We start from the raw sequence: 21,193 nt of genomic DNA, 5'->3' as shown, positions 1-21,193 counted from the left end.
CCCGCTAGCGTCGAGCCTGCACGTTCTTTCCTGACCTGCTCGACCCAGCGGCGCAACGCAGTAGGGCCGATATCGAAGTTGGCGCAGACCTCAAGAATGGGCTGGTCTTCATCAAGCACCATGCTTGCAGCATTGAGCTTGAACTCGCTGGAATAGGACTTTCGCATCATCATGCACACCTTAGATTTGGGCGCCATCATAGCGCCCTATTGATGTGTCCAATTTCATTAGGCCAGATCAGCCTGCTCGCGATAGCGGTCTGACAGTCACATTCATATCGACTGACACTCCGTCATCGCGAGCAGGCTCACTCCCACAGGGATTGAATCGTTTCCGAGGTTGGCGCGTTACTTGGCCTGACGCTGAGGCGCCTTGTGCACCATGGTGTAAGCGTAATCAACGCCCATGCCATACGCGCCGCTGTGTTCCAGCACCAATTCCATTACAGCTTCGTAGGTGTCCTTGTGCGCCCAGTCACGTTGGTACTCAAGCAGCACCTGTTGCCAGGTCACCGGCACCGCACCGGCCTGAATCATCCGCTGCACCGACATGTCGTGCGCTTCCTTGGTGGTGCCGCCTGAGGCGTCCGTGACGATGTAAACCTCGTAACCTTCAGCCAACGCTTCCAGTGCCGGGAAGGTCAGGCAGACCTCGGTCCACAGCGCGGCAATGATCAGTTTTTTGCGCCCGGTGGCTTTCACCGCGTCAACCAGCGCCTTGTCTTCCCACGAGTTCATCGAAGTGCGCTCGATCGGCTTTTGCTCCGGGTGAACCGCCAGCAGCTCGGGCCAGATGTAACCGCTGAAGCTTTCGGTTTCCACCGAGGTGTAGATGGTCGGCACGTTGAAGATCTTCGCGGCCTTGGCCAAGCCTACCGTGTTGTTCTTCAGCGTTTGACGGTCGATCGACTGCACGCCGAACGCCATTTGAGGCTGGTGGTCGATCAGGATCAGGGCGGAATTGGTTGGGTTGAGCAGTTCACGGATAGACATGGCGCGTTCCTTTTGATGTCGATTTTCAAAGTGAGTCATGGGTGAGTCGACGTTGCCTTCAGCGGTATTGTCGTCGGCTTGGATGTCACTTTAGGGGCTGGCATACAAAGGGACAATTCCCTAAAATCGAGAATCATTGATTCTAAAACAGGGACAATCATGGATCGCATCGAATGCATGCGCGCCTTTGTCGTCACGGTCGGCGAAAACGGCTTCGCCGCCGCTGCACGGGCAATGGATGTGCCGCGATCAAAAGTCAGCAAACAGATTCAGGCGCTGGAGGACGCGATCGGTGTGCAATTGCTGCAGCGCACCACCCGCAGCCTGCACCTGACCGAGGCAGGTGCCGAATACTTCGACGCGGCGCGCGAAGTGCTGGCCTCGCTGGACGAGGCCGAACAGCGAGCGCGTAACGGCATCGGCGAATTGCGCGGGGTGTTGCGGGTCAATGCCCCGATGTCTTTTGGCTTGCGTCGACTGGGGCCACTGATCCCGCTGTTTCATGAGCAGCACCCGAACATCGAGCTGCAACTGGTGCTCAGCGACCAGCAGGTTGACCCGGTGCGCGGTGGTTTCGACGTGACCATACGCATCGCCAGCCTGCCGGACTCGACGATGATTGCCCGGCAACTGGCGCCGGCCCCGCGAATCATGGTGGCGTCCCCGGCGTATCTGGCGCGCGCCGGCATACCGCAGACCCCGCAAGACTTGCGCGCTCACCAGTGCCTCAATTACGGGTACCTGCAAAGCGGCGTCAGCCTGCAGTTGTGCAACGGCCAGGAAACCCAGCGGGTCAACGTGACTGGCCCCTTGCATGCCAACAACGGCGACTTGCTCGCTCAGGCCGCCGAAGCCGGAATGGGCATCGCCCTGCTGCCTGACTTCATTGTCGAGGATGCACTGGCGGCAGGCCGCCTGGTGCCAGTGATGAGCGAATGGCAGGCGCCCGCGATCACCATTAACGCGGTGTACCCTTCGGCACGGCGGGTCCCGCAGAAGACCCGGACGTTTATTGAGTTTTTGGTGGCGCAGTTGGCAGCGAAGTAACGCCCATCCCATGTAGGAGCGAGCTTGCTCGCGAAGGCGGAGTGTCAGTCGATATGGATGTTGGCTGCTACATCGCTATCGCGAGCAGGCTCACTCCTACAGGGTCAGGTGTCTATTTTCCGAAGAGTCGGCACACCTGATCCACGTCTGCGCCGCCGTCCTGTTCAAGCGCGAGGAAATACTTCAGCTGCCATTGCTGCGTCTTGATCGCCTGTTTTGCGACAGGTCTGGCCCACGGCGGATAGACGCGAATTGCGCGCTTGCCACCGTCACCGTCAATCGACATGACCCCTTTGGCGGCCAGTATTTTTTGATCAAAAACAAACTGTCCGCGGTGCGTGTCATCAGCAACGCTCACCACCACAAAGGCGACGCCATCGCCGGTGTCGAACGGGGCAATCTCGCTGGTCGACGTCGGCCGCTTCCATAGCGTAACGAACTGGCCAATCTTGGTCGGCGTGGTCTTCGCCACACGGAAGACCACTTCCTGGTCATCGAGGCCAAGACGGCAGGCTTCGTACTCGGCACTCTCCGGCTCGCGTTGAGCCTCCTGCGTCAATGTCAGGCCTGCTGGTTTGTACACCTGCTCGATGGCGGTGAGCAGTTCGTGTGGAAGGTTATCGTTGTGCTTGAGGAATGGCGCTGATCGGATCATAAGTTATTAAGTACCCACTTTTGGACTGCCGCTGTGTCATTTATATCGCCATCAAAAACAAATGACGGATCATAACTTTGATTATTCCCCCGCGCTCGCCCCCGCCATACTTTTAACGGTATCCAGAACTGTGCACCACTCGGCAGCACTTGAGAGCCTATATCAATATAATCTGTATCGCCGCTCGTTGACGCCCCTAAATGGACAACCCCCGGAATGGAAAGTACGACGTCCACAAAGTCTAGACAGGCACTCGCGCAAAATGAGTCAGTCACCAGTGCAAGCTTACCTTTAAAACCTCGGGCATTGAATCCTCTCGAACCCTCTTGATCGACAGAGGAAGTGCTCGGTTGTCGCAACCAGTCTTTTTTCTCCTGAAGCGCTAGTTCCATCGACCTGGTTAAACTAAAAACAAAATTATAAGCTTCACTATTGCCTCCGTAGTCACGCCCCATGGTAGTTAGAGCATTATTGAGCGTTGTGAGTGCAAAAGGAGAAACCCGCCACATTGCATACGCAGATGACTCATCCAGGCTTTTTACCATTTGCGAGCCTAGCAAAGCAGAAAGTATTTCAGTACCAACTAAACTGTTACCGCCGCGATTGCCTCGTGTATCAAGCACAACCAGTTTGGCATCATCAATACTCTTGATGACGTCGAGCATTTTATCGAGGGAAGCGTTCTCGGCTGCTGACGGCATAAAGTTTGATACATGTATCCAATATCTCCCGCCCCCTAAATTCTGGAGCGATTGGAGTGGTTGAGGCTGGCGCAAAAAAGCGTCCAATTGCCCGCGATCTTCTTGCCACAATAAATTAAAATTTTGTCTTACTCCATTAGGCAGAACAACCAGACAGCTTTTGGATAAGACCCTCGCCAGCACGGGATAGTTGGCATCATCGACAGTTAGCTGCTTAGCCAAATGCAACCAAGTCGATTTCAGATCAAGGCGACGATCAACATAAGGAGATATTTCACTCTGGAGTATCTCGCGAACTGACTTGTTATCACACGATATAACCTTGGAACCAATCGGCGGCAACGGTACAGACCAATTTTTAGCGAGCTGTTTTACAACGAAATTCTGCCCCTGCATCTCCAAAATGAAACCCGCCCAAGAAGAGTTTCCTTGATCGGGTTGATTCAGCCCTACGTGTCCATCCTTGAAGCCCGCAATGTAAAAATTCAGCACGGCTTGAGAGTCTTTCCTTGAGTTGACGCGTTCAGACAGCTGACTTGCTTCCAAATAACCCCGTTCAACCCAATCTGTAAAAACCTCATTATTACTATCAATAGCGCCTGGATGAGAAGTCACTATCCGTTGCCGCATGACAGAAAGATCATTGATAGTTAGATTCTTCCAATCTTTTGTAGGTGGTGGCTCTTCGGCTTCAACGTCCGGCCCCGTCAAGCCAGCACACAGGCAGACAGCCAACGCTATTTTTTTGTACGCAGTTTTCATGCAGGCATTCCCTTAGTTCACTTCTCCATGGCTGACCAGCTGAACCTCTGCCTGCTGGCCCATCCGCTGCAACTGCGGCAGCACCTACACGAATTTGGCTGCGCGCCTGATCCCCAAACGACTGATCCACACCGCCATCAAAATCACCGACCCACCGAGGAACAACCGCCCCAATTCCTCATGCTGATTCCAGATCAGCAGATTGATCAGCAACCCCACGGGCACATGCAGGTTGTTCATCACCGCCAGCGTTCCGCCGTTGACCATGCAGGCGCCTTTGTTCCACCAGTACAACCCCAATGCAGTCGAGACCAGGCCGAGGAATACCAGCACGCCCCATTGCAGTGGCGCTTCGGGCAGGAAGTTCTGTTTGCCGAACAGCAGAAACGCCGGCAAGGCCACCGCCAATGCACCTAAATAGAAGTAACCGAATCGGCGGTAGTGCGGCAGATCGCTCGGATGGCGCGCCACCAGATGTTTATAAAGCACTTGCCCGGCGGCGTAGGTGAAGTTGGCCAGTTGCAGCAGCAGGAAACCCATGAAGAAATCCGGGTTGATCCGGTCGTAGCGAATCACCGCCGCCCCCATCACCGCCACCAGCGCAGCAATCAATGCCCACGGATTGAAACGCCGGTTCAGCGCATCTTCGATCAGGGTCACATGCAACGGCGTGAGGATGGTGAACAACAACACTTCCGGCACTGTCAGCACGCGGAAGCTGAGGTACAGGCAAACGTACGTCACGCCGAACTGCAACGCGCCGATCAACAGCATGCCGCGCATGAATGCCGGCTCCACCGAACGCCAACGCGTCAGCGGAATGAACACCAGCCCCGCCAGCACCACGCGCACCAGGACCGCGAAATAACTGTCGACGTGACCGGCCAGGTATTCGCCGATCAAACTGAAGGAAAACGCCTGGATCAGCGTGACAAAAAGTAGATAGCCCATGCTCGCCTCGTTTTGAATGGCGGCGACGATAGCGGGTTTTACCGATCACTGCGAATCGTCAGGCGACACACAACCCTTTAGGAGCTGAGCTTGCTCGCGATAGCGGTGTACCAGCCCTCATCGCGAGCAAGCTCAGCTCCTACAGGGTTATGTGCGCGCCCATCAAATCGTGGGCGAAAAAAAGCCCGATCTCGCTAAAGCGTTCAATCGGGCAACAGCACTCAGGAGCAATAAGTGCAAAGGGAGGTTCGATGCGCGTAAAGCCTTGAAGGGGTTGCGCCAGGTCACTTGAACATCAAGGGATTATCTGGCGATTAAAGCCTCATGCCACCTGGGAAAGCTTGGCGTTGGCCTGGTTCAGGCCCTTCTCGTGGAAGTCGCCGCCCAGGTTCATGCCTTCGGCGTGAATAAAGGTCACATCATGGATACCGATGAAAGCCATGACCTGACGCAAGTACGGTTCCTGGTGATCCGCGGTGCTGCCGGCGTAGATCCCGCCGCGAGCGGTCAACACGTAGGCACGTTTGCCGCTGAGCAGACCTTGCGGGCCGGTGTCGGTGTATTTGAAGGTCACGCCCGCACGCAGCACATGGTCGAGCCAGGCTTTAAGCGTGCTGGGGATGGCGAAGTTGTACATCGGGGCAGCCATGACCAGCACGTCGGCGGCCAGCAGCTCATCGGTCAACTGGTTGGAGCGCTCCAGCGAAGCCTGTTCGAGGTCACTGCGTTGCTCGGCAGGTTTCATCCAGCCGCCCAGCAGATTGATATCCAGGTGCGGCACCGGCTTGACGGCCAGGTCACGCACGGTGATCTGGTCGGCCGGATGAGCCGTTTTCCACTGGCTGATGAAGGTCTGGGTCAGTTGACGGGAAACCGAGTCTTGCTGACGGGCGCTGCTTTCGATGATCAGAACGCGTGACATGGGATGTAGGCTCCATCTGAGAATGCTGTAAGGCGATGGAGTGAAGATTAAACAGAGTCATATCGATGAAAAAGCGCAAAAAACTGCTATAACCCATCAATTAATTCGTTTATAAGCTGAGCATACCCCTGTAGGAGCTGAGCTTGCTCGCGATAGCGGTGTGTCAGCCGACATCAAATTAAATGACACACCGCTATCGCGAGCAAGCTCAGCTCCTACAAGGGATTGAAGTCATTTAGGTGTGCAGGTCAGCTCAATGCGCAGCTTGATAATGCTACGGGTGAACTTGGCGGTGGCGTCTTTGTGTTTTCCCGCCGGCACATCGATCTTGCGAGTACGCGGTGCTTCCGGGCCATTGCTGAAAACCGCTTTGCAGCTCGCATCAACGTCGCCGTAGTTAGCCACCCGGATGGAGCCCATGTCGTTATCCGTGTCGTAGGTGGTGTAGTCGATCTTCATGCCGTTGAGGTTTTTCTGCACATCAATCGGATAAGCAAACGCCGTCAGCGGCAGCATCGCCAGCAGCACACAACAAAGCTTTTTCATTCAGCAGTCTCCATAAAGGGCTGCCAGCTTAGGACAAGAGGAGCCATTCATGAAAGCGCCCCGCGTGACCCTTGATCAATGGCGAACGTTGCAGGCCGTGGTCGACCACGGTGGTTTCGCCCAGGCCGCCGAAGCGCTGCACCGCTCGCAATCGTCGGTGAGCTACACCGTGGCACGCATGCAGGACCAACTCGGTGTGCCGCTGTTGCGCATCGACGGGCGCAAAGCCGTATTGACCGAAGCCGGTGGCGTGTTGCTGCGTCGCTCGCGGCAACTAGTGAAACAGGCCAGTCAGCTGGAAGACCTGGCCCATCACATGGAACAAGGTTGGGAAGCCGAAGTGCGGCTTGTGGTCGACGCGGCGTACCCGAGCGCTCGCCTCGTCCGCGCCTTGACCGCGTTCATGCCACAAAGTCGCGGCTGCCGGGTTCGTCTGCGCGAGGAGGTGCTGTCGGGCGTAGAGGAAGTCCTGCTCGAAGGCGTAGCCGATCTGGCGATCACTGGTTTCAGCATCCCGGGTTACCTGGGGGCGGAGTTGAGCGATGTCGAATTCGTCGCAGTGGCCCACCCCGAACATGCGCTGCACCGCCTCAACCGAGAATTGAACTTCCAGGACCTGGAAAGCCAGATGCAAGTGGTGATCCGCGACTCCGGGCGGCAGCAGCCGCGCGATGTCGGCTGGCTCGGTGCCGAACAGCGCTGGACCGTCGGCAGCCTGGCCACCGCCGCAACGTTTGTCAGCAGCGGACTGGGGTTCGCCTGGCTGCCCAGGCACATGATTGAACGGGAACTCAAAGAAGGCACGCTCAAGCTGCTACCGTTGGATCAGGGCGGCAGTCGTAACCCGAGCTTTTATCTGTACTCGAACAAGGACAAACCCCTGGGACCGGCGACGCAGATTCTCATTGAACTACTGCGCACCTTCGACACCGCACCGCTGGACGCGCCTTTCGCCGCCCCTGAACAAGCCTGACAAGGAGTGAATGCATGGCCTATTTCGAACACGAAGGTTGCAATCTGCACTACGAGGAATACGGCCATGGCACGCCGTTGCTACTGATCCACGGCTTAGGGTCCAGCACGCTGGACTGGGAAATGCAGATCCCGGCACTGTCCGCACGCTACCGGGTGATCGTCCCGGATGTACGCGGCCACGGTCGTTCCGATAAACCCCGCGAGCGCTACAGCATCGCCGGCTTCAGCGCCGACGTGGTCGCGCTGATCGAGCATCTGAACCTCGGCCCGGTGCACTACGTGGGGCTGTCGATGGGCGGCATGATCGGTTTTCAACTGGCCGTGGATCAACCGCAATTGCTCAAGAGCCTGACCATCGTCAACAGTGCGCCAGAGGTCAAACTGCGCAGTCGAGACGATTACTGGCAGTGGTTCAAACGCTGGAGCCTGATGCGCGCCCTCAGCCTCGGCACCATCGGCAAGGCCCTCGGCGGCAAGTTGTTCCCGAAACCGGAACAGGCGGATCTGCGACGAAAGATGGCTGAACGCTGGGCAAAAAACGACAAACATGCTTATCTCGCCAGCTTCGATGCCATCGTTGGCTGGGGTGTTCAGGAACGACTTTCGAAGGTCACCTGCCCAACCCTCATCGTCAGCGCCGACCGTGATTACACGCCGGTCGCGCTGAAGGAATCCTATGTAAAACTACTGCCCGATGCACGGCTGGTAGTGATTGCCGATTCGCGCCACGCCACCCCGCTGGACCAGCCCGAACACTTCAACCACACACTGCTCGAGTTTCTCACCGCAGTCGACACCACCTCACTCAGGATCACTGACCCATGCTAAAGAAAATCGCCCTCGTCGCCGGCTCCGTACTGTTTGCTGCCAACCTGATGGCTGCAACGCCCGCCAAGGCGCCGCACGTTCTGCTGGAAACTACCAACGGCCAGATCGAAATCGAACTGGACCCGGTCAAGGCGCCGATCAGTACCAAGAACTTCCTTGATTACGTGAACAGCGGCTTCTACAACAACACGATTTTCCACCGTGTGATTCCTGGGTTCATGGTCCAGGGCGGCGGCTTCACCCAACAAATGGAACAAAAGGTGACCAAGGACGCGATCAAGAACGAACACAAGAATGGCCTGGTTAACGTTCGTGGCACCTTGTCCATGGCACGCACCTCGGCGCCTGATTCGGCCACCAGCCAGTTCTTTATCAACGTCAAGGACAACGATTTCCTCGACAACGGTGATGGTTATGCCGTGTTCGGTAAAGTCGTGAAAGGGATGGACGTGGTGGACGTCATCGTCAACTCGCCAACCACTACCCGTGGCGGCATGAAGGACGTGCCCGCCGATCCAGTGTTCATCAAGTCAGCCAAAGTCATCGACTAAGCTTCACAGGAAGTCTTGAGCGGCTGCCGGCCACCGGCGCCGCTCACATTGTTCAAAGGAGAGCCCGTGCGCGGGCGGAGAACTGATGCTTTATCGCCGTTTTGAAAAACTGATCGACGTATTCCGCGATGCACCGACGGCAGCCCCTCCGGATCGGGTTTTCCCTTTCTATACCTATTACCTGAAGCAGGTCTGGCCGAGTTTCGCCGCCCTGCTGATCGTCGGCCTGTTTGGCGCGCTGATCGAAGTGGCGCTGTTCAGCTACCTGAGCCGCATCATCGACCTCGCCCAGGGCACGCCCAACGTCAATTTCTTCAAGGAACACGGCATCGAACTGGCCTGGATGGCGGTGGTGGCGCTGATCCTGCGTCCGGTGTTCGTCGGCCTGCATGACCTGCTGGTGCACCAGACCCTGAGCCCCAGCATGACCAGCATGATTCGCTGGCAGAACCACAGTTACGTGCTCAAACAGAGCCTCAATTTCTTCCAGAACGACTTCGCCGGGCGCATCGCCCAGCGCATCATGCAGACCGGCAACTCGTTGCGCGATTCGGCGGTGCAAGCAGTGGACGCGCTGTGGCACGTGCTGATCTACGCGATCAGTTCGCTGGTGTTGTTTGCCGAAGCCGACTGGCGCCTGATGATCCCGCTGCTGAGCTGGATCGCAGCCTACATGGGTGCGCTCTATTACTTCGTGCCACGGGTCAAAGAGCGTTCGGTGGTGTCTTCCGATGCGCGCTCCAAACTGATGGGGCGGATCGTCGACGGCTACACCAACATCACCACGCTGAAACTGTTCGCCCACACCAATTTCGAACAGCAGTACGCCAAGGAAGCCATCGAAGAACAGACGGTCAAGGCGCAACTGGCCGGCCGTGTGGTCACCAGCATGGACGTGGTCATCACCAGCATGAACGGCTTGCTGATCGTCACCACCACTGGCCTGGCCCTGTGGCTGTGGACGCAGTCGCTGATCACCGTGGGTGCAATTGCCCTGGCCACGGGCCTGGTGATTCGCATCGTCAACATGTCCGGCTGGATCATGTGGGTGGTGACCGGCATCTTCGAAAACATCGGCATGGTTCAGGACGGCTTGCAGACCATCTCTCAACCGGTCAGCGTGATGGATCGAGACGAGGCCAAACCATTGGCCGTCGCCCGTGGCGAGGTGCGTTTCGAGCACGTGGATTTCCACTACGGCAAGAAGAGCGGGATCATCGGCGACCTCAATCTCAACATCAAAGCGGGTGAAAAGATCGGCTTGATTGGACCGTCCGGCGCCGGTAAATCAACCTTGGTCAACCTGCTGTTGCGCCTGTATGACGTAGAGGGAGGACGAATCCTCATCGACGGCCAGAACATCGCTGAAGTCGGCCAGGAGAGCCTGCGAGAACGTATCGGCATGATCACTCAGGACACGTCGCTGCTGCACCGCTCGATCCGCGACAATTTGCTGTACGGCAAACCCGACGCCACCGATGCCGAACTCTGGGAAGCGGTGCACAAGGCTCGCGCCGACGAGTTCATCCCGTTGCTCTCGGATGCCGAAGGTCGCACTGGTTTTGATGCGCATGTGGGTGAGCGTGGGGTGAAACTGTCTGGCGGTCAGCGTCAGCGGATAGCGATTGCCCGCGTGCTGCTCAAGGATGCGCCGATCCTGATCATGGACGAGGCCACATCAGCCCTCGATTCGGAAGTGGAAGCGGCAATCCAGGAAAGTCTGGAAACCCTGATGCAGGGCAAAACCGTGATCGCCATCGCCCACCGTCTCTCGACCATTGCCCGGATGGACCGCTTGGTGGTGCTGGAAAACGGCAAGATCGCCGAAACCGGAACACACGCCGAACTGCTGGCCCATGGCGGGTTGTATTCACGGTTGTGGCAGCACCAGACCGGGGGCTTTGTCGGAATCGATTAATTCGCAATCCCCCTATCCCCTGTGGGAGCGAGCTTGCTCGCGATAGCGGTGGGTCAGTCAACAGGGATGTTGAATGTGCCGGCCCCTTCGCTGGCAAGCCAGCTCCTACAGGGGACCGTCTTCATGCAAAAAACCGCCGCAGCCTATCAACCACGGGCTCTGGCGGTTTTTTATGGCACTGGAATTCTGAAAAAACCCTGCTGTACTCAGCCAAGGTTCTGGTGATGGTTCTGCAGTCCATCTGCTGGATGCGATAGGCAGTAAAACCTCGAAAGGGCACGCTCTATGTCTCTATTCAAACGTTCAGCGACAGAGTTGGTAGGTACGTTCTGGCTGGTGTTGGGGGGGTGTGGCAGTGCGGTGCTGGCCGCCGCCTTCCCGGATGTAGGAATCGGTTTACTGGGGGTGGCCCTGGCGTTTGGGTTGACGGTGCTGACCATGGCGTTTGCTATCGGCCATATCTCCGGTTGCCACCTCAACCCGGCAGTGTCGCTGGGGCTGGTGGTCGGCGGACGGTTCCCGGCCAAGGAGCTGCCGGCTTACATCATTGCTCAGGTGATTGGCGGGGTGATTGCAGCGGCTTTGCTGTACTTCATTGCCAGCGGCAAACCCGGTTTCGACCTGGCCGGTGGCCTGGCATCCAACGGCTATGGCGAACACTCCCCCGGCGGCTATTCCATGGTGGCAGGGTTTGTCTGTGAACTGGTGATGACGGCGATGTTCATCCTGATCATCCTCGGCGCCACCGACAAGCGCGCCCCGGCAGGACTTGCGCCCATCGCCATCGGCCTGGGGCTGACCCTGATCCACCTGATCTCGATCCCGGTCACCAATACCTCGGTCAACCCGGCGCGCAGCACCGGCCCGGCACTGATTGTCGGTGGCTGGGCCATTCAACAGCTGTGGATGTTCTGGGTCGCACCGCTGCTGGGCGCGGTGATCGGCGGCATAACCTATCGCTGGCTGGGCAAAGAAGGTACCTAAAGCCTCGGACGAGGATCAGTCTTGCCGGTAGGGCAAGGCGGTCCTCGCCTCTTCTGCATACGCCAGCACCCCAACGCGCTCTTGTTGCAGGAAGTCTTTGACCGCCGCTTTCAGACCCGCGTGACGCAGGTAATGCCAGGAATGCGTGATCACCGGTTCAAACCCGCGAATCAATTTGTGCTCGCCTTGGGCACCGGCGTCAAAACGTTGAAAGCCATTGGCAATCGCATAATCCATGCCCTGATAGAAACAGGTTTCAAAGTGCAGTCGATCAAACTCCGCCAGACAGCCCCAGTAGCGACCGTAAAAACTGTCGCCCCCCACCAGACTGAAGGCCATGGCCACCGGCCGTGAGCCTTGTTTGGCCAGCACCACACGAATCGATTCCGGCATGCGTTCGGCTAACAGGCTGAAAAACTCGCGCGTCAAATAAGGCCTTTGCCGCCGCACCGCGTAGGTATTGGCGTAGCACGCGTAGACAAAATCCCACTGCACCTGATCCAGCTGTCGACCTTCAAGCCATTCGAAATCAATGCCCTGCCCCGCGACTTGCTCACGCTCTTTGCGCATCTGCTTGCGTTTACGTGAACTCAGGACGTCGAGGAAGTCCTGAAAGTCCCGATAGCCGCGATTCTGCCAGTGATACTGACAGCCAATTCGCTGCAACCAGCCGGGCTGTTCGGCCAGTGCCGCGTCGGTGAACGGGTCGGTGAAGTTGATGTGCGCGCTGGAAAGCTCCTCGATCTCAAGGTAGCCCGGCAGGCTTTTGAGTAGCTCGAAACCGTCCTCGACGCTGGACGCCAGCAAGCGCGGGCCGCTGACGGGACTGAAGGGCACGGCGGTCAATAATTTGGGGTAATAGTCGATGCCGGCCCGCGCACAGGCATCCGCCCAGGCATGATCGAACACGTACTCGCCATAGGAATGCCACTTGCGGTAACTGGGCAGTGCGGCGATCAGTCGATCACCCTCGACGTGCAACAGATGCTCGGGTTGCCAGCCGGAATGCGGACCGACACTGCCGCTGTCTTCAAGGGCACTGAGAAAGGCATGGCGCAGAAATGGCTGACGCTCAGGTACGAGCGCATCCCAGGTATGCGGTGCTATTGCCGAAAGTTTTTCCAAACGTTGCAGCGGCATCAACTTCCTCTCCACTTCTTTGACCCGGACCGTCAGCGCATTCGTGGTGTGGATGGATTGATCCCATCATCCGCTCGATACATCCACGCGAGCCTGTTTCTTGCCCCCGCATGCCCCCTCTGCTACGGAATGTCCTTGCGACGTTCGGCAGCGAGACGTTCGGCCAGCGCATCGGCGTTCGGCATCGTTTCTTCGGGCATGGCGCGTAATGTCGCCTGCATCAGCCGCATCTGACGAATGAAGCGCCGGCAATTAGGGCAGAACATCAGGTGATGACGCACCATCAGCCGCTCACGAAAACTCAACTGACCGTCAAGATAATCACTGGAGCGTGCCACTTGTTCCTTGCAGGTCAACATTCCCCGGTCTCCTCAAAATGCTCCACCGTCGCAAACACTTTCAACCGCGCCCTGTGCAGCAGCACGCGAACATTGGAGAGCGAGATTTCCAGAAGATTACAGATTTCTTCCAGCTCCACCCCCTGACGCTCGCGCAATAACAACACGCTGCTTTGCAGTTCCGACAGACTGAGCAATGTGTGTTCCAGGCATTCACGCAGCTCGTTTTCGGTCAGCAGCGCTTCCGGGGTGTCCTGGTGCCAGGCAAACGGCGCCACCAGCCAATGACCATCGCCCGGCGAGAAACGATCGTCATCGATGGTGCCGTGGGGCGACGGAAGGTCATCAAGCAAAACCTCGCGGCGGTTTTGCTTGTAGCGACCTTTGGCCGAGTTGGCGGTAATGGTCAGCAACCAGGTCTTGAGACTCGAACGCCCCTCGAATCCTTTGAGATTGCGCACGACCGACAACCAGGCGTCCTGCACCACTTCGTCGGCATGCCGGTTGCCGACAATCGCATAGGCCACCGCACGCATCGCACTCTGGTAAGTGCTGACCAATTCCTTATAAGCCTTCTGCTCGCCCGCCAACAGACGGTCGAGCAATCGGGTGTCGTCAGCGACAGCCATGTATACCTCTCATCCGTGAGCTCAACGCTTGCGCAGAATCACGCTACCAATCGAATAACCGGCGCCAAACGAACTGAGCACGGCCAGCGAACCGGCGGCCAGATCATCCTGATTCTTGTGAAACGCAATCACCGAACCTGCGGAGCTGGTGTTGGCGTAGGTGTCGAGAATCACCGGTGCTTCTTCTTCGGTGGCCTCGCGACCCAGCAGTTTCTTGACGATCAGGTGGTTCATGCTGAGGTTGGCCTGGTGCAGCCAGAAGCGCTTCACGTCGCTGATGTTCAGCGCGTTCTCTTCCAGATGCGTCGCGATCAGTTCGGCAACCATAGGGCATACGTCGCGGAACACCTTGCGGCCTTCCTGCACGAACAGTTTGTCCTTGGCACCGATGCCCTCTTCCGCCGTGCGGTTGAGGAAGCCGAAGTTGTTGCGGATGTTGTTGGAGAACTTGGTCAGCAGCTTGGTGCTGACGATGTCGAACTGGTACTTGGACGTCGCCAGGTCAGCACGTTCGATGATCACGGCCGTGGCAGCGTCGCCGAAGATGAAGTGGCTGTCGCGGTCGCGGAAGTTCAGGTGACCGGTGCAGACTTCCGGGTTGACCATCAGGATGGCCCGGGCCTGGCCCAGTTGCACGCTGTTGGTGGCCGCTTGAATGCCGAAGGTTGCCGAGGAGCAGGCAACGTTCATGTCGAAACCGAAACCCTGGATGCCCAGCGCTTCCTGGACTTCGATGGCGATGGCCGGGTAGGCGCGTTGCAGGTTGGAGCAGGCGACGATCACGCCGTCGATGTCCGCGGCGGTCTTGCCGGCGCGCTGCAAGGCTTGTTCGGCGGCGCCGATAGCCATTTGGCAGAGTACCGACCATTCGTCGTTCGAACGTTCCGGCAGGCGTGGCGCCATGCGTTGCGGGTCGAGAATGCCGTCCTTGTCCATGACAAAGCGGCTTTTGATACCGGAGGCTTTCTCGATAAACGCCGCGTTGGATTCGATCAACGCTTCGACTTCGCCACGGGCGATGGCCTCGGCGTTGTCGGCGTTGAATTGAGCAACGTAGGCGTTGAAAGACTGCACCAGCTCTTCGTTGGAGATGCTATTGGCCGGGGTGTACAGGCCAGTGCCGCTGATGACGACGTTATGCATGGTTGTTTCTCTAATCTGTTCAGGCAGAAAGCATTGGCACCGACGTACCAACACACAAGGGGTCTGTTCCCGTCATGGGAAGCCAACCAGGCATCGCTTTATTCCGATCCCCCGAACCTTGAAGGGCTCAAAACCGCGGAACCGGCGTTTATAGGCGCGAAGTTTGCCATAAACATTGGGTTTTGGCGCCTTTTGCGAGATGAAGTACCTCCCCCAACTGTAGGAGCACGGCTTGCCGGCGATGGCGTCTTTGATGCCGCCATCGCGAGCAAGCTCGGCTCCTACAGTTCGACCTGGGTCCACTGTTTGTTCAGGCGCTTGTCGGAGATCGGCACCTTGGTCCCCAATTGCTGGGCAAACAGCGAAACCCGGTATTCCTCCAGCCACCAGCGATAGAGTTCCAGCTGCGGATCACGCTTGCCTTCCTGGGCGTGTTTACTGGCGCGGGCCTGGTATTGGGTCCAGAGGCCGGACAATTCGCCGCTCCACACCCGATCCCTCTGCACTTGAGCAGCGATTTTTTCAAAGCGCTGCTCGACCGCTTTCAGGTAACGCGGCAACTCCTTGAGCCACAGCATCGGCGTTTCACGGACAAAACCGGGATACACCAAATGACTGAGCTGCTGCTTGATGTCGTTCAGGGCCACGGCTTGCGCCAGGTCGATCTTGCCCTTGAAGCGTTTTTGCAGACCATGCCAGAGCTTGAGGATTTCCAGCGTCAGCTTCGCCAGACGCTCGGCGTGGTCAGTCCAGCCACCGCGCTTGCGCTCGGCCAACGCCGCCAACCCGGCGCCATCGCGCGGCAACGGTTCTTCACCCTCGAGAATGCAGCTGTCGAGACTGGCCAGCAGAATGTCTTCCACCAGACTGTCGATACGCCCCATATCGCGGTACATCAGGCCCAGTTCCGTGAGCCCCGGCAATTTGCCGCGCAGGAATTTCGCCGGTTCCGCCAGTTGCTGCATCAGCAAACGTTGCAAGGCGCGGCGATGCTGGAACTCGGCTTCAGCCGGCGTCGAGAAACGCCCTTCCTTGACCGTGCCACCTTCTTCCACCAGCGCCGGGTAGACCGTCATCGACAGCCCGGCGATCTTCTGCTGGGTTTTCTCGGCAACCGCGGCAAAGACTTTCGCTTCTACCGGCTGCTGGCTTTTCGCGGATTGCGGTACAGCCAACGCCGCCTGACTCGCTTCAGCAAAACGCGCGGTCAGTTCGGCCAGATCACGCCCTTCGCCAAGGAACTTGCCCTGGCCGTCGACGATTTCCAGGTTCATGCGCAAATGGCTGTCGACCTGCTGCGACGCCTCGGCCCACGCTTCATCGCTGACCCGCGCGCCGGTCATGCGCAGCAATTCGCGGCCCAGCGCCTGAGGCAACGAACCTTCGGCGAACGTCATGCGCTGCAGCGCCGCTTTGACGAAGTCCGGCACCGGCACAAAATTCTTGCGCAGTGCCTTGGGCAGGTTGCGCACCAGCGCGATGCATTTGGCTTCGATCACACCCGGTACCAGCCACTCCAGACGTTCCGGTGGCAGCATCGGCAGCAACGGTGCCGGTACGCGTAAGGTCACACCGTCGCGTGGATGATTGGGTTCGAAGTGATAACTCAGCGCCAGTTCCAGATCGCCGATGTGCAAGGTGTCCGGGTAATGCATGGCGGTGACTTCGCTGGCCTCGCGGGCCAGCACGTCTTCTTCGCGCATGATCAGCAGCTGTGGGTCTTTCTGGCTGTTGACCCGATACCAGCTGTCGAAGGTCGCGGTCTGGTGGATCTCCGCCGGCAATCGCGCATCGTAAAAGGCGAACAGGGTTTCTTCGTCGGCCAGAATGTCGCGACGGCGGGCCTTGGCTTCCAGTTCGTCAAGTTGTTCCAGCAGTTGCGCGTTGGCCGTCAGGCATTTGGCCCTGGATTGAATTTCGCCACGCACCAGGCCTTCACGAATGAAAAACTCACGGGACACCACCGGGTCAATCGGCCCGTAATGCACCGGCCGGCGGCCGACCACGATCAGCCCGAACAAGGTGATCTGCTCGAAGGCCACGACCTGACCGCGCTTCTTCTCCCAATGCGGTTCGAAGTGGTTTTTCTTGATCAGGTGCCCGGCCAGCGGCTCGATCCAGTCGGCGTCGATCTTGGCGACCATGCGCGCATAGAGTTTGGTGGTTTCCACCAGCTCAGCAGTCATCAGCCATTGCGGGCGTTTTTTACCCAGCCCGGATGACGGGTGAATCCAGAAACGCCGCTGACGGGCCCCCAGGTAATCGCCTTCATCGGTTTTCTGACCGATCTGACTGAGCAGGCCCGAGAGCACGGCTTTGTGCAGTTTCGGGTAGTCCGCCGGCTCTTTGTTGATGCTCAGCTGCATGTCGCGGCAGATCAGGCTCAACTGGCGGTGCGAGTCGCGCCATTCGCGCAGACGCAGGTAATTCAGGAAGTTCTTGCGGCACCAATTACGCAACGGGCTCGCCGTCAGTGCCTGGCGTTGTTCTTCAAAACCGCGCCACAGATTGACCAACCCGGCGAAGTCCGAGTCCACGTCTTTCCATTGTGCGTGGGCCTGATCCGCCGCTTGCTGACGCTCCGGCGGACGCTCGCGCGGGTCTTGAATCGACATGGCGCTGGCGACGATCAGCACTTCCTGCAAGCTGCCGAGTTTCGCCGCTTCCAGCAGCATGCGGCCCATGCGCGGGTCCACCGGCAAACGCGCCAGATTGCGTCCCAGCGGGGTCAGCTGGCTGTTGCGGTCCACCGCCGAGAGTTCTTGCAGCAGGTTGAAACCGTCACTGATCGCCTTACCGTCCGGCGGTTCGATAAACGGGAAATCGGTGATCTCGCCGAGGCGCAGATGCAGCATCTGCAAGATCACGGCGGCAAGGTTGGTGCGCAGGATTTCCGGGTCGGTAAATTCCGGACGGCCAATGAAATCGTCTTCACCGTAAAGGCGAATGCAGATACCGGGCTCGACCCGACCACAGCGACCTTTACGCTGGTTGGCGCTGGCCTGGGAAATCGCTTCGATGGGCAGGCGCTGGACCTTGGCGCGGTAGCTGTAACGGCTGATGCGCGCGGTACCGCTGTCGATCACGTAACGAATGCCCGGCACCGTCAGCGAGGTTTCCGCGACGTTGGTCGCCAGGACGACGCGGCGGCCTGGGTGCGACTGGAAAATCCGCTGCTGCTCGGCCGGCGACAGGCGCGCGTACAACGGCAGGATTTCAGTGTGCTTGAGCTGGGCCTTGCGCAGCATGTCGGCCGCGTCACGAATCTCGCGCTCGCCGGGCAGGAACACCAGCACATCACCGGGGCTCTTGCGCTCGCTGCGTTCGAATGCGGCTATTTCGTCCAGGGTGGCGAGGATTGCCTGGTCCACGGTCAAGTCATCCTCGACGCGGTTGCCCTCTTCGTCCTGCTCCAGGGTCAGCGGGCGATACCAGGTTACTACCGGGAAGGTGCGGCCGGAGACTTCGACAATCGGCGCGTCATCGAAATGTTTGGAGAAGCGCTCCAGGTCGATGGTTGCCGAGGTGATGATGACTTTCAGGTCAGGGCGACGCGGCAGCAGGGTTTTCAGGTAACCGAGCAGGAAGTCGATGTTCAGGCTGCGTTCGTGGGCTTCGTCGACGATGATCGTGTCATAGCGTTCGAGGTAGCGGTCGTTCTGGGTTTCCGCCAGCAGGATGCCGTCGGTCATCAGTTTGATCAGGGTGTTGGAATCGCTCTGATCCTCGAATCGCACCTGATAACCGACCAGCGCGCCCAGTGGCGTCGCCAGTTCTTCGGCCACGCGGCTGGCCACGCTGCGGGCGGCGATTCGACGGGGCTGGGTGTGGCCGATCAGGCCATGCTGGCCGCGACCGATTTCCAGGCAGATCTTCGGCAACTGGGTGGTTTTACCCGAGCCGGTTTCGCCGGCGATGATCAGCACCTGATGCTTGAGCAGCGCTTCTTTGATTTCGTCGCGCTTGGCGGCAATCGGCAAACTGTCGTCGTACCGAATCACCGGCAGGCTGGCCCGCCGCGCCAACACCTGATCACAGGATGCCTGCATCCGCGTCACCCACAGGGCCAGCTTGGCCTCGTCAGGTTTCTTGCGCAGCTCAAGCAACTGCCGCCGCAGCCGGTGGCGGTCGGCAAGCATGGCGTGATCGAGGTTTTTCAGCAGTTTGTCGATGGAGGGCGATTCGTCGGTCATCGGGTACGCAATTCAGTCGTCTAGTGGCGCAGGGGGGCGATTGTCGCAGATTTGGCGGTACAAATGAGCGCGGCGATTTTTCGAATGGCCACTGTTCCCTGTAGGAGCCCGGCTTGCCGGCGATAGCGATCTTACGGACGCCATCGCCGGCAAGCCGGGCTCCTACAGGTTTGTGGTCGCCCAAACGAGGTTATTCGTTATCGAGGCCCTTGCGCCGATACGGGAACACGTCGATCACTTTGCCGGTGCGAATCGCCTCCTGCAGGCTTTTCCAGTAATCGGCGTTGTACAACTCACCATGCAACTGATCAAACAGCCGCCGCTGCCCCGAATCGGCAAACAGAAACGGCGGAAACTCTTCAGGAAACACATCCAGCGGCCCGATCGAATACCAGGGCTCCGACGCCATCTCGTCTTCCGGCGTGCGCGGCTGCGGGATGTGCCGGAAGTTGGCCTCGGTCAGGAAGCAAATCTCGTCATAGTCATAAAACACCACGCGACCGTGGCGGGTGACGCCGAAGTTTTTCAGCAACATGTCGCCGGGAAAGATGTTCGCCGCCGCCAGTTGCTTGATCGCCAGGCCGTAATCTTCCAGCGCCTCGTGCACCTGCGCCTCGTTGGCGTTTTCCAGGTACAGGTTCAACGGCGTCATCCGCCGTTCGGTCCAGCAGTGGCGGATCAGCACGGTGTCACCTTCCACCGACACCGTGGACGCGGCGACTTCGAGCAATTCCTCCAGGCACGCCGGGTCGAATTTGCTCAACGGGAAACGGAAATCGGCGAACTCCTGGGTGTCGGCCATGCGCCCGACGCGGTCGACGCTTTTTACCAAGCGGTATTTCTCGATCACTGTGGCGCGGTCGACGTTTTTCGACGGCGAGAAACGGTCCTTGATGATTTTGAACACGGTGTTGAAACCCGGCAGGGTAAACACGCTCATGACCATGCCGCGCACACCGGGGGCCATGATGAACTGGTCGTCGGTGTTGGCCAGGTGATTGATCAACGCCCGGTAGAACTCGGACTTGCCGTGTTTGTAGAAACCGATCGAGGTGTACAGCTCGGCGATGTGCTTGCCCGGCAGAATACGCTTGAGGAAACCAATGAACTCCGCCGGTACCGGCACGTCGACCATGAAGTACGAACGGGTGAACGAGAAGATAATCGACACGTCCGCTTCATCGGTAATCAGCGCATCGATCTGAATCCCGCGACCTTCGCGGTGCAGCAGCGGAATCACCAACGGCCACTGTTCGTCGTGGGTGTAAATGCGCCCAACCAGATACGCCCCTTTATTGCGATAAAGCACCGAGGAAAACAGTTCGACGCTCAACTCCGGGTCTTTGCACACCCAGTCCGGCAGGTTCTCGCGCAGTTGCGCTTCGAGGCGGCTCAAGTCACCGGCCAGGTCGGCGTAATCCTCGCTGAAGCGGTAGTCGGCAAATATGCTCGCCAGCATGCCGGACAATTGACCCTGAGGTTTGTAGGTGCGGGTTTGTGCAGCGCGGGCCCGACGCAGGCTCGGGCGGGTGGTGTGGATGAACATGCAGCCGTCGCTGATCAGGTCATGGCTGAACAAACCGCAGAAAATCGAGTTGTACCAGGTCTCGGAGAGTTCATCGTCGAAGCGCAGGTCGATCAATGTGATGTACGCGCTTTTGACCAGCGGCCAGCAGCTGACATCCAGCGTGTCGGCGTCAAACGCGATGCGCAGCCGTTCCACCGTTTCGCTGACTTTTTCTTCATAGAGATTGATCCGCGCAGCTGACGCGACTTGCGTCTCCTGCCATTTGGCCTGCTCGAAACGGGCCCGTGCGCCGTCGGTGATCTGACGGAAATGCTCGCGGTAATCGTCAAAGCCATCGAGGATCATTCGGGCGATATCGGCGGCTGGCCATTGCTGCGGCATGGGTGAGAC

The 21,193-nt window shown here is 58.5% G+C and carries 18 protein-coding genes and 1 pseudogene; 6 read left to right on the top strand and 13 right to left on the bottom strand.

Annotated features, from left to right (window positions below; translation table 11 throughout):
* The coding region (locus tag KGB06_RS12860) for a transposase (RefSeq protein WP_223511913.1) at positions 1-167 on the bottom strand (167 nt) is incomplete at its 3' end.
* Positions 168-347: 180 nt separating this feature from the next.
* The gene (locus KGB06_RS12855) at positions 348-992 is read right to left on the bottom strand and encodes a hydrolase (RefSeq protein ID WP_223516257.1); all 645 of its coding nucleotides are present in this window, start codon (positions 990-992) and stop codon (positions 348-350) included.
* Positions 993-1,151: 159 nt separating this feature from the next.
* Between KGB06_RS12855 and KGB06_RS12850 the strand changes: the two genes are divergently transcribed.
* Positions 1,152-2,039, top strand: coding sequence for a LysR family transcriptional regulator (locus KGB06_RS12850; protein WP_223516255.1), 888 nt, complete (start codon positions 1,152-1,154; stop codon positions 2,037-2,039).
* 112 nt (positions 2,040-2,151) lie between these two features.
* Here KGB06_RS12850 and KGB06_RS12845 read toward each other — a convergent pair whose 3' ends face one another.
* From KGB06_RS12845 to KGB06_RS12825, 5 genes are all read right to left on the bottom strand, one after another.
* Positions 2,152-2,694, bottom strand: a complete 543-nt coding sequence (locus KGB06_RS12845; protein ID WP_223516253.1) for a MepB family protein — start codon at positions 2,692-2,694, stop codon at positions 2,152-2,154.
* The gene (locus KGB06_RS12840; protein ID WP_223516245.1) at positions 2,691-4,157 is read right to left on the bottom strand and encodes a S41 family peptidase; all 1,467 of its coding nucleotides are present in this window, start codon (positions 4,155-4,157) and stop codon (positions 2,691-2,693) included. The genes KGB06_RS12845 and KGB06_RS12840 overlap by 4 nt, the downstream gene beginning before the upstream one ends.
* Before the next feature lie 84 nt (positions 4,158-4,241).
* Positions 4,242-5,108 carry a carboxylate/amino acid/amine transporter gene (locus KGB06_RS12835; RefSeq protein WP_223516243.1) on the bottom strand — a complete coding sequence of 289 codons (867 nt, stop codon included), beginning with the start codon at positions 5,106-5,108 and terminating at the stop codon, positions 4,242-4,244.
* A 322-nt stretch (positions 5,109-5,430) separates the two neighbouring features.
* On the bottom strand, positions 5,431-6,030 hold the full coding sequence (locus KGB06_RS12830; RefSeq protein WP_223516241.1) for an FMN-dependent NADH-azoreductase: 600 nt from the start codon (positions 6,028-6,030) through the stop codon (positions 5,431-5,433).
* Positions 6,031-6,261: 231 nt separating this feature from the next.
* Complete coding sequence (locus tag KGB06_RS12825; RefSeq protein WP_223516232.1) at positions 6,262-6,576, bottom strand: 3-phosphoglycerate kinase; 315 nt, start codon at positions 6,574-6,576, stop codon at positions 6,262-6,264.
* 49 nt (positions 6,577-6,625) lie between these two features.
* Here KGB06_RS12825 and KGB06_RS12820 point away from each other — a divergent pair, with 49 nt between their 5' ends.
* The 5 genes and pseudogenes from KGB06_RS12820 (at position 6,626) to aqpZ (ending at position 11,832) form a co-directional block, all read left to right on the top strand.
* Positions 6,626-7,549: a LysR family transcriptional regulator gene (locus KGB06_RS12820; RefSeq protein ID WP_150713769.1), complete on the top strand. Its 924-nt coding sequence runs from the start codon at positions 6,626-6,628 to the stop codon at positions 7,547-7,549.
* A 14-nt stretch (positions 7,550-7,563) separates the two neighbouring features.
* Positions 7,564-8,369 (top strand): annotated as a pseudogene (locus tag KGB06_RS12815) (alpha/beta fold hydrolase).
* A 3-nt stretch (positions 8,370-8,372) separates the two neighbouring features.
* Positions 8,373-8,930 carry a peptidylprolyl isomerase gene (locus KGB06_RS12810; RefSeq protein WP_223516228.1) on the top strand — a complete coding sequence of 186 codons (558 nt, stop codon included), beginning with the start codon at positions 8,373-8,375 and terminating at the stop codon, positions 8,928-8,930.
* Between the two features lie 85 nt (positions 8,931-9,015).
* Positions 9,016-10,848, top strand: a complete 1,833-nt coding sequence (locus KGB06_RS12805; RefSeq protein WP_223516226.1) for an ABC transporter ATP-binding protein — start codon at positions 9,016-9,018, stop codon at positions 10,846-10,848.
* 285 nt (positions 10,849-11,133) lie between these two features.
* Entirely contained in the window at positions 11,134-11,832 is a 699-nt protein-coding gene (gene aqpZ, locus KGB06_RS12800; RefSeq protein ID WP_223516217.1) for an aquaporin Z, read from the top strand.
* 15 nt (positions 11,833-11,847) lie between these two features.
* On the opposite strand, the gene KGB06_RS12795 is transcribed toward aqpZ, so the two are convergent.
* From KGB06_RS12795 to aceK, 6 genes are all read right to left on the bottom strand, one after another.
* Positions 11,848-12,972 carry a GNAT family N-acetyltransferase gene (locus tag KGB06_RS12795; RefSeq protein WP_223516215.1) on the bottom strand — a complete coding sequence of 375 codons (1,125 nt, stop codon included), beginning with the start codon at positions 12,970-12,972 and terminating at the stop codon, positions 11,848-11,850.
* Between the two features lie 122 nt (positions 12,973-13,094).
* Positions 13,095-13,331 carry an anti-sigma factor family protein gene (locus KGB06_RS12790; protein ID WP_223516213.1) on the bottom strand — a complete coding sequence of 79 codons (237 nt, stop codon included), beginning with the start codon at positions 13,329-13,331 and terminating at the stop codon, positions 13,095-13,097.
* A complete protein-coding gene (locus tag KGB06_RS12785) occupies positions 13,325-13,939 on the bottom strand; it encodes an RNA polymerase sigma factor (protein ID WP_223516211.1) in 615 nt (204 codons plus the stop codon). The genes KGB06_RS12790 and KGB06_RS12785 overlap by 7 nt, the downstream gene beginning before the upstream one ends.
* A 21-nt stretch (positions 13,940-13,960) precedes the next feature.
* Positions 13,961-15,082 carry a beta-ketoacyl-ACP synthase III gene (locus tag KGB06_RS12780; protein WP_223516209.1) on the bottom strand — a complete coding sequence of 374 codons (1,122 nt, stop codon included), beginning with the start codon at positions 15,080-15,082 and terminating at the stop codon, positions 13,961-13,963.
* A 281-nt stretch (positions 15,083-15,363) separates the two neighbouring features.
* On the bottom strand, positions 15,364-19,275 hold the full coding sequence (gene hrpA / locus KGB06_RS12775) for an ATP-dependent RNA helicase HrpA (RefSeq protein ID WP_223516199.1): 3,912 nt from the start codon (positions 19,273-19,275) through the stop codon (positions 15,364-15,366).
* A gap of 190 nt (positions 19,276-19,465) precedes the next feature.
* Positions 19,466-21,184, bottom strand: coding sequence for a bifunctional isocitrate dehydrogenase kinase/phosphatase (aceK, locus tag KGB06_RS12770; RefSeq protein ID WP_223516196.1), 1,719 nt, complete (start codon positions 21,182-21,184; stop codon positions 19,466-19,468).
* Positions 21,185-21,193 lie beyond the last annotated feature (9 nt).

This window comes from Pseudomonas sp. GL-B-19 (assembly GCF_019956415.1).
Lineage (GTDB): Bacteria > Pseudomonadota > Gammaproteobacteria > Pseudomonadales > Pseudomonadaceae > Aquipseudomonas.
This window is presented reverse-complemented; position numbering and strand designations above follow the sequence as displayed.

What these genes read in the sequence shown, in the direction of transcription:
- KGB06_RS12855 (WP_223516257.1), bottom strand. Translation starts at nt 992, where the DNA reads ATGTCTATCCGTGAACTGCTCAACCCAACCAATTCCGCCCTGATCCTG.
- KGB06_RS12850 (WP_223516255.1), top strand. Translation starts at nt 1,152, where the DNA reads ATGGATCGCATCGAATGCATGCGCGCCTTTGTCGTCACGGTCGGCGAA.
- KGB06_RS12845 (WP_223516253.1), bottom strand. Translation starts at nt 2,694, where the DNA reads ATGATCCGATCAGCGCCATTCCTCAAGCACAACGATAACCTTCCACAC.
- KGB06_RS12840 (WP_223516245.1), bottom strand. Translation starts at nt 4,157, where the DNA reads ATGAAAACTGCGTACAAAAAAATAGCGTTGGCTGTCTGCCTGTGTGCT.
- KGB06_RS12835 (WP_223516243.1), bottom strand. Translation starts at nt 5,108, where the DNA reads ATGGGCTATCTACTTTTTGTCACGCTGATCCAGGCGTTTTCCTTCAGT.
- KGB06_RS12830 (WP_223516241.1), bottom strand. Translation starts at nt 6,030, where the DNA reads ATGTCACGCGTTCTGATCATCGAAAGCAGCGCCCGTCAGCAAGACTCG.
- KGB06_RS12825 (WP_223516232.1), bottom strand. Translation starts at nt 6,576, where the DNA reads ATGAAAAAGCTTTGTTGTGTGCTGCTGGCGATGCTGCCGCTGACGGCG.
- KGB06_RS12820 (WP_150713769.1), top strand. Translation starts at nt 6,626, where the DNA reads ATGAAAGCGCCCCGCGTGACCCTTGATCAATGGCGAACGTTGCAGGCC.
- KGB06_RS12810 (WP_223516228.1), top strand. Translation starts at nt 8,373, where the DNA reads ATGCTAAAGAAAATCGCCCTCGTCGCCGGCTCCGTACTGTTTGCTGCC.
- KGB06_RS12805 (WP_223516226.1), top strand. Translation starts at nt 9,016, where the DNA reads ATGCTTTATCGCCGTTTTGAAAAACTGATCGACGTATTCCGCGATGCA.
- aqpZ (WP_223516217.1), top strand. Translation starts at nt 11,134, where the DNA reads ATGTCTCTATTCAAACGTTCAGCGACAGAGTTGGTAGGTACGTTCTGG.
- KGB06_RS12795 (WP_223516215.1), bottom strand. Translation starts at nt 12,972, where the DNA reads ATGCCGCTGCAACGTTTGGAAAAACTTTCGGCAATAGCACCGCATACC.
- KGB06_RS12790 (WP_223516213.1), bottom strand. Translation starts at nt 13,331, where the DNA reads ATGTTGACCTGCAAGGAACAAGTGGCACGCTCCAGTGATTATCTTGAC.
- KGB06_RS12785 (WP_223516211.1), bottom strand. Translation starts at nt 13,939, where the DNA reads ATGGCTGTCGCTGACGACACCCGATTGCTCGACCGTCTGTTGGCGGGC.
- KGB06_RS12780 (WP_223516209.1), bottom strand. Translation starts at nt 15,082, where the DNA reads ATGCATAACGTCGTCATCAGCGGCACTGGCCTGTACACCCCGGCCAAT.
- hrpA (WP_223516199.1), bottom strand. Translation starts at nt 19,275, where the DNA reads ATGACCGACGAATCGCCCTCCATCGACAAACTGCTGAAAAACCTCGAT.
- aceK (WP_223516196.1), bottom strand. Translation starts at nt 21,184, where the DNA reads ATGCCGCAGCAATGGCCAGCCGCCGATATCGCCCGAATGATCCTCGAT.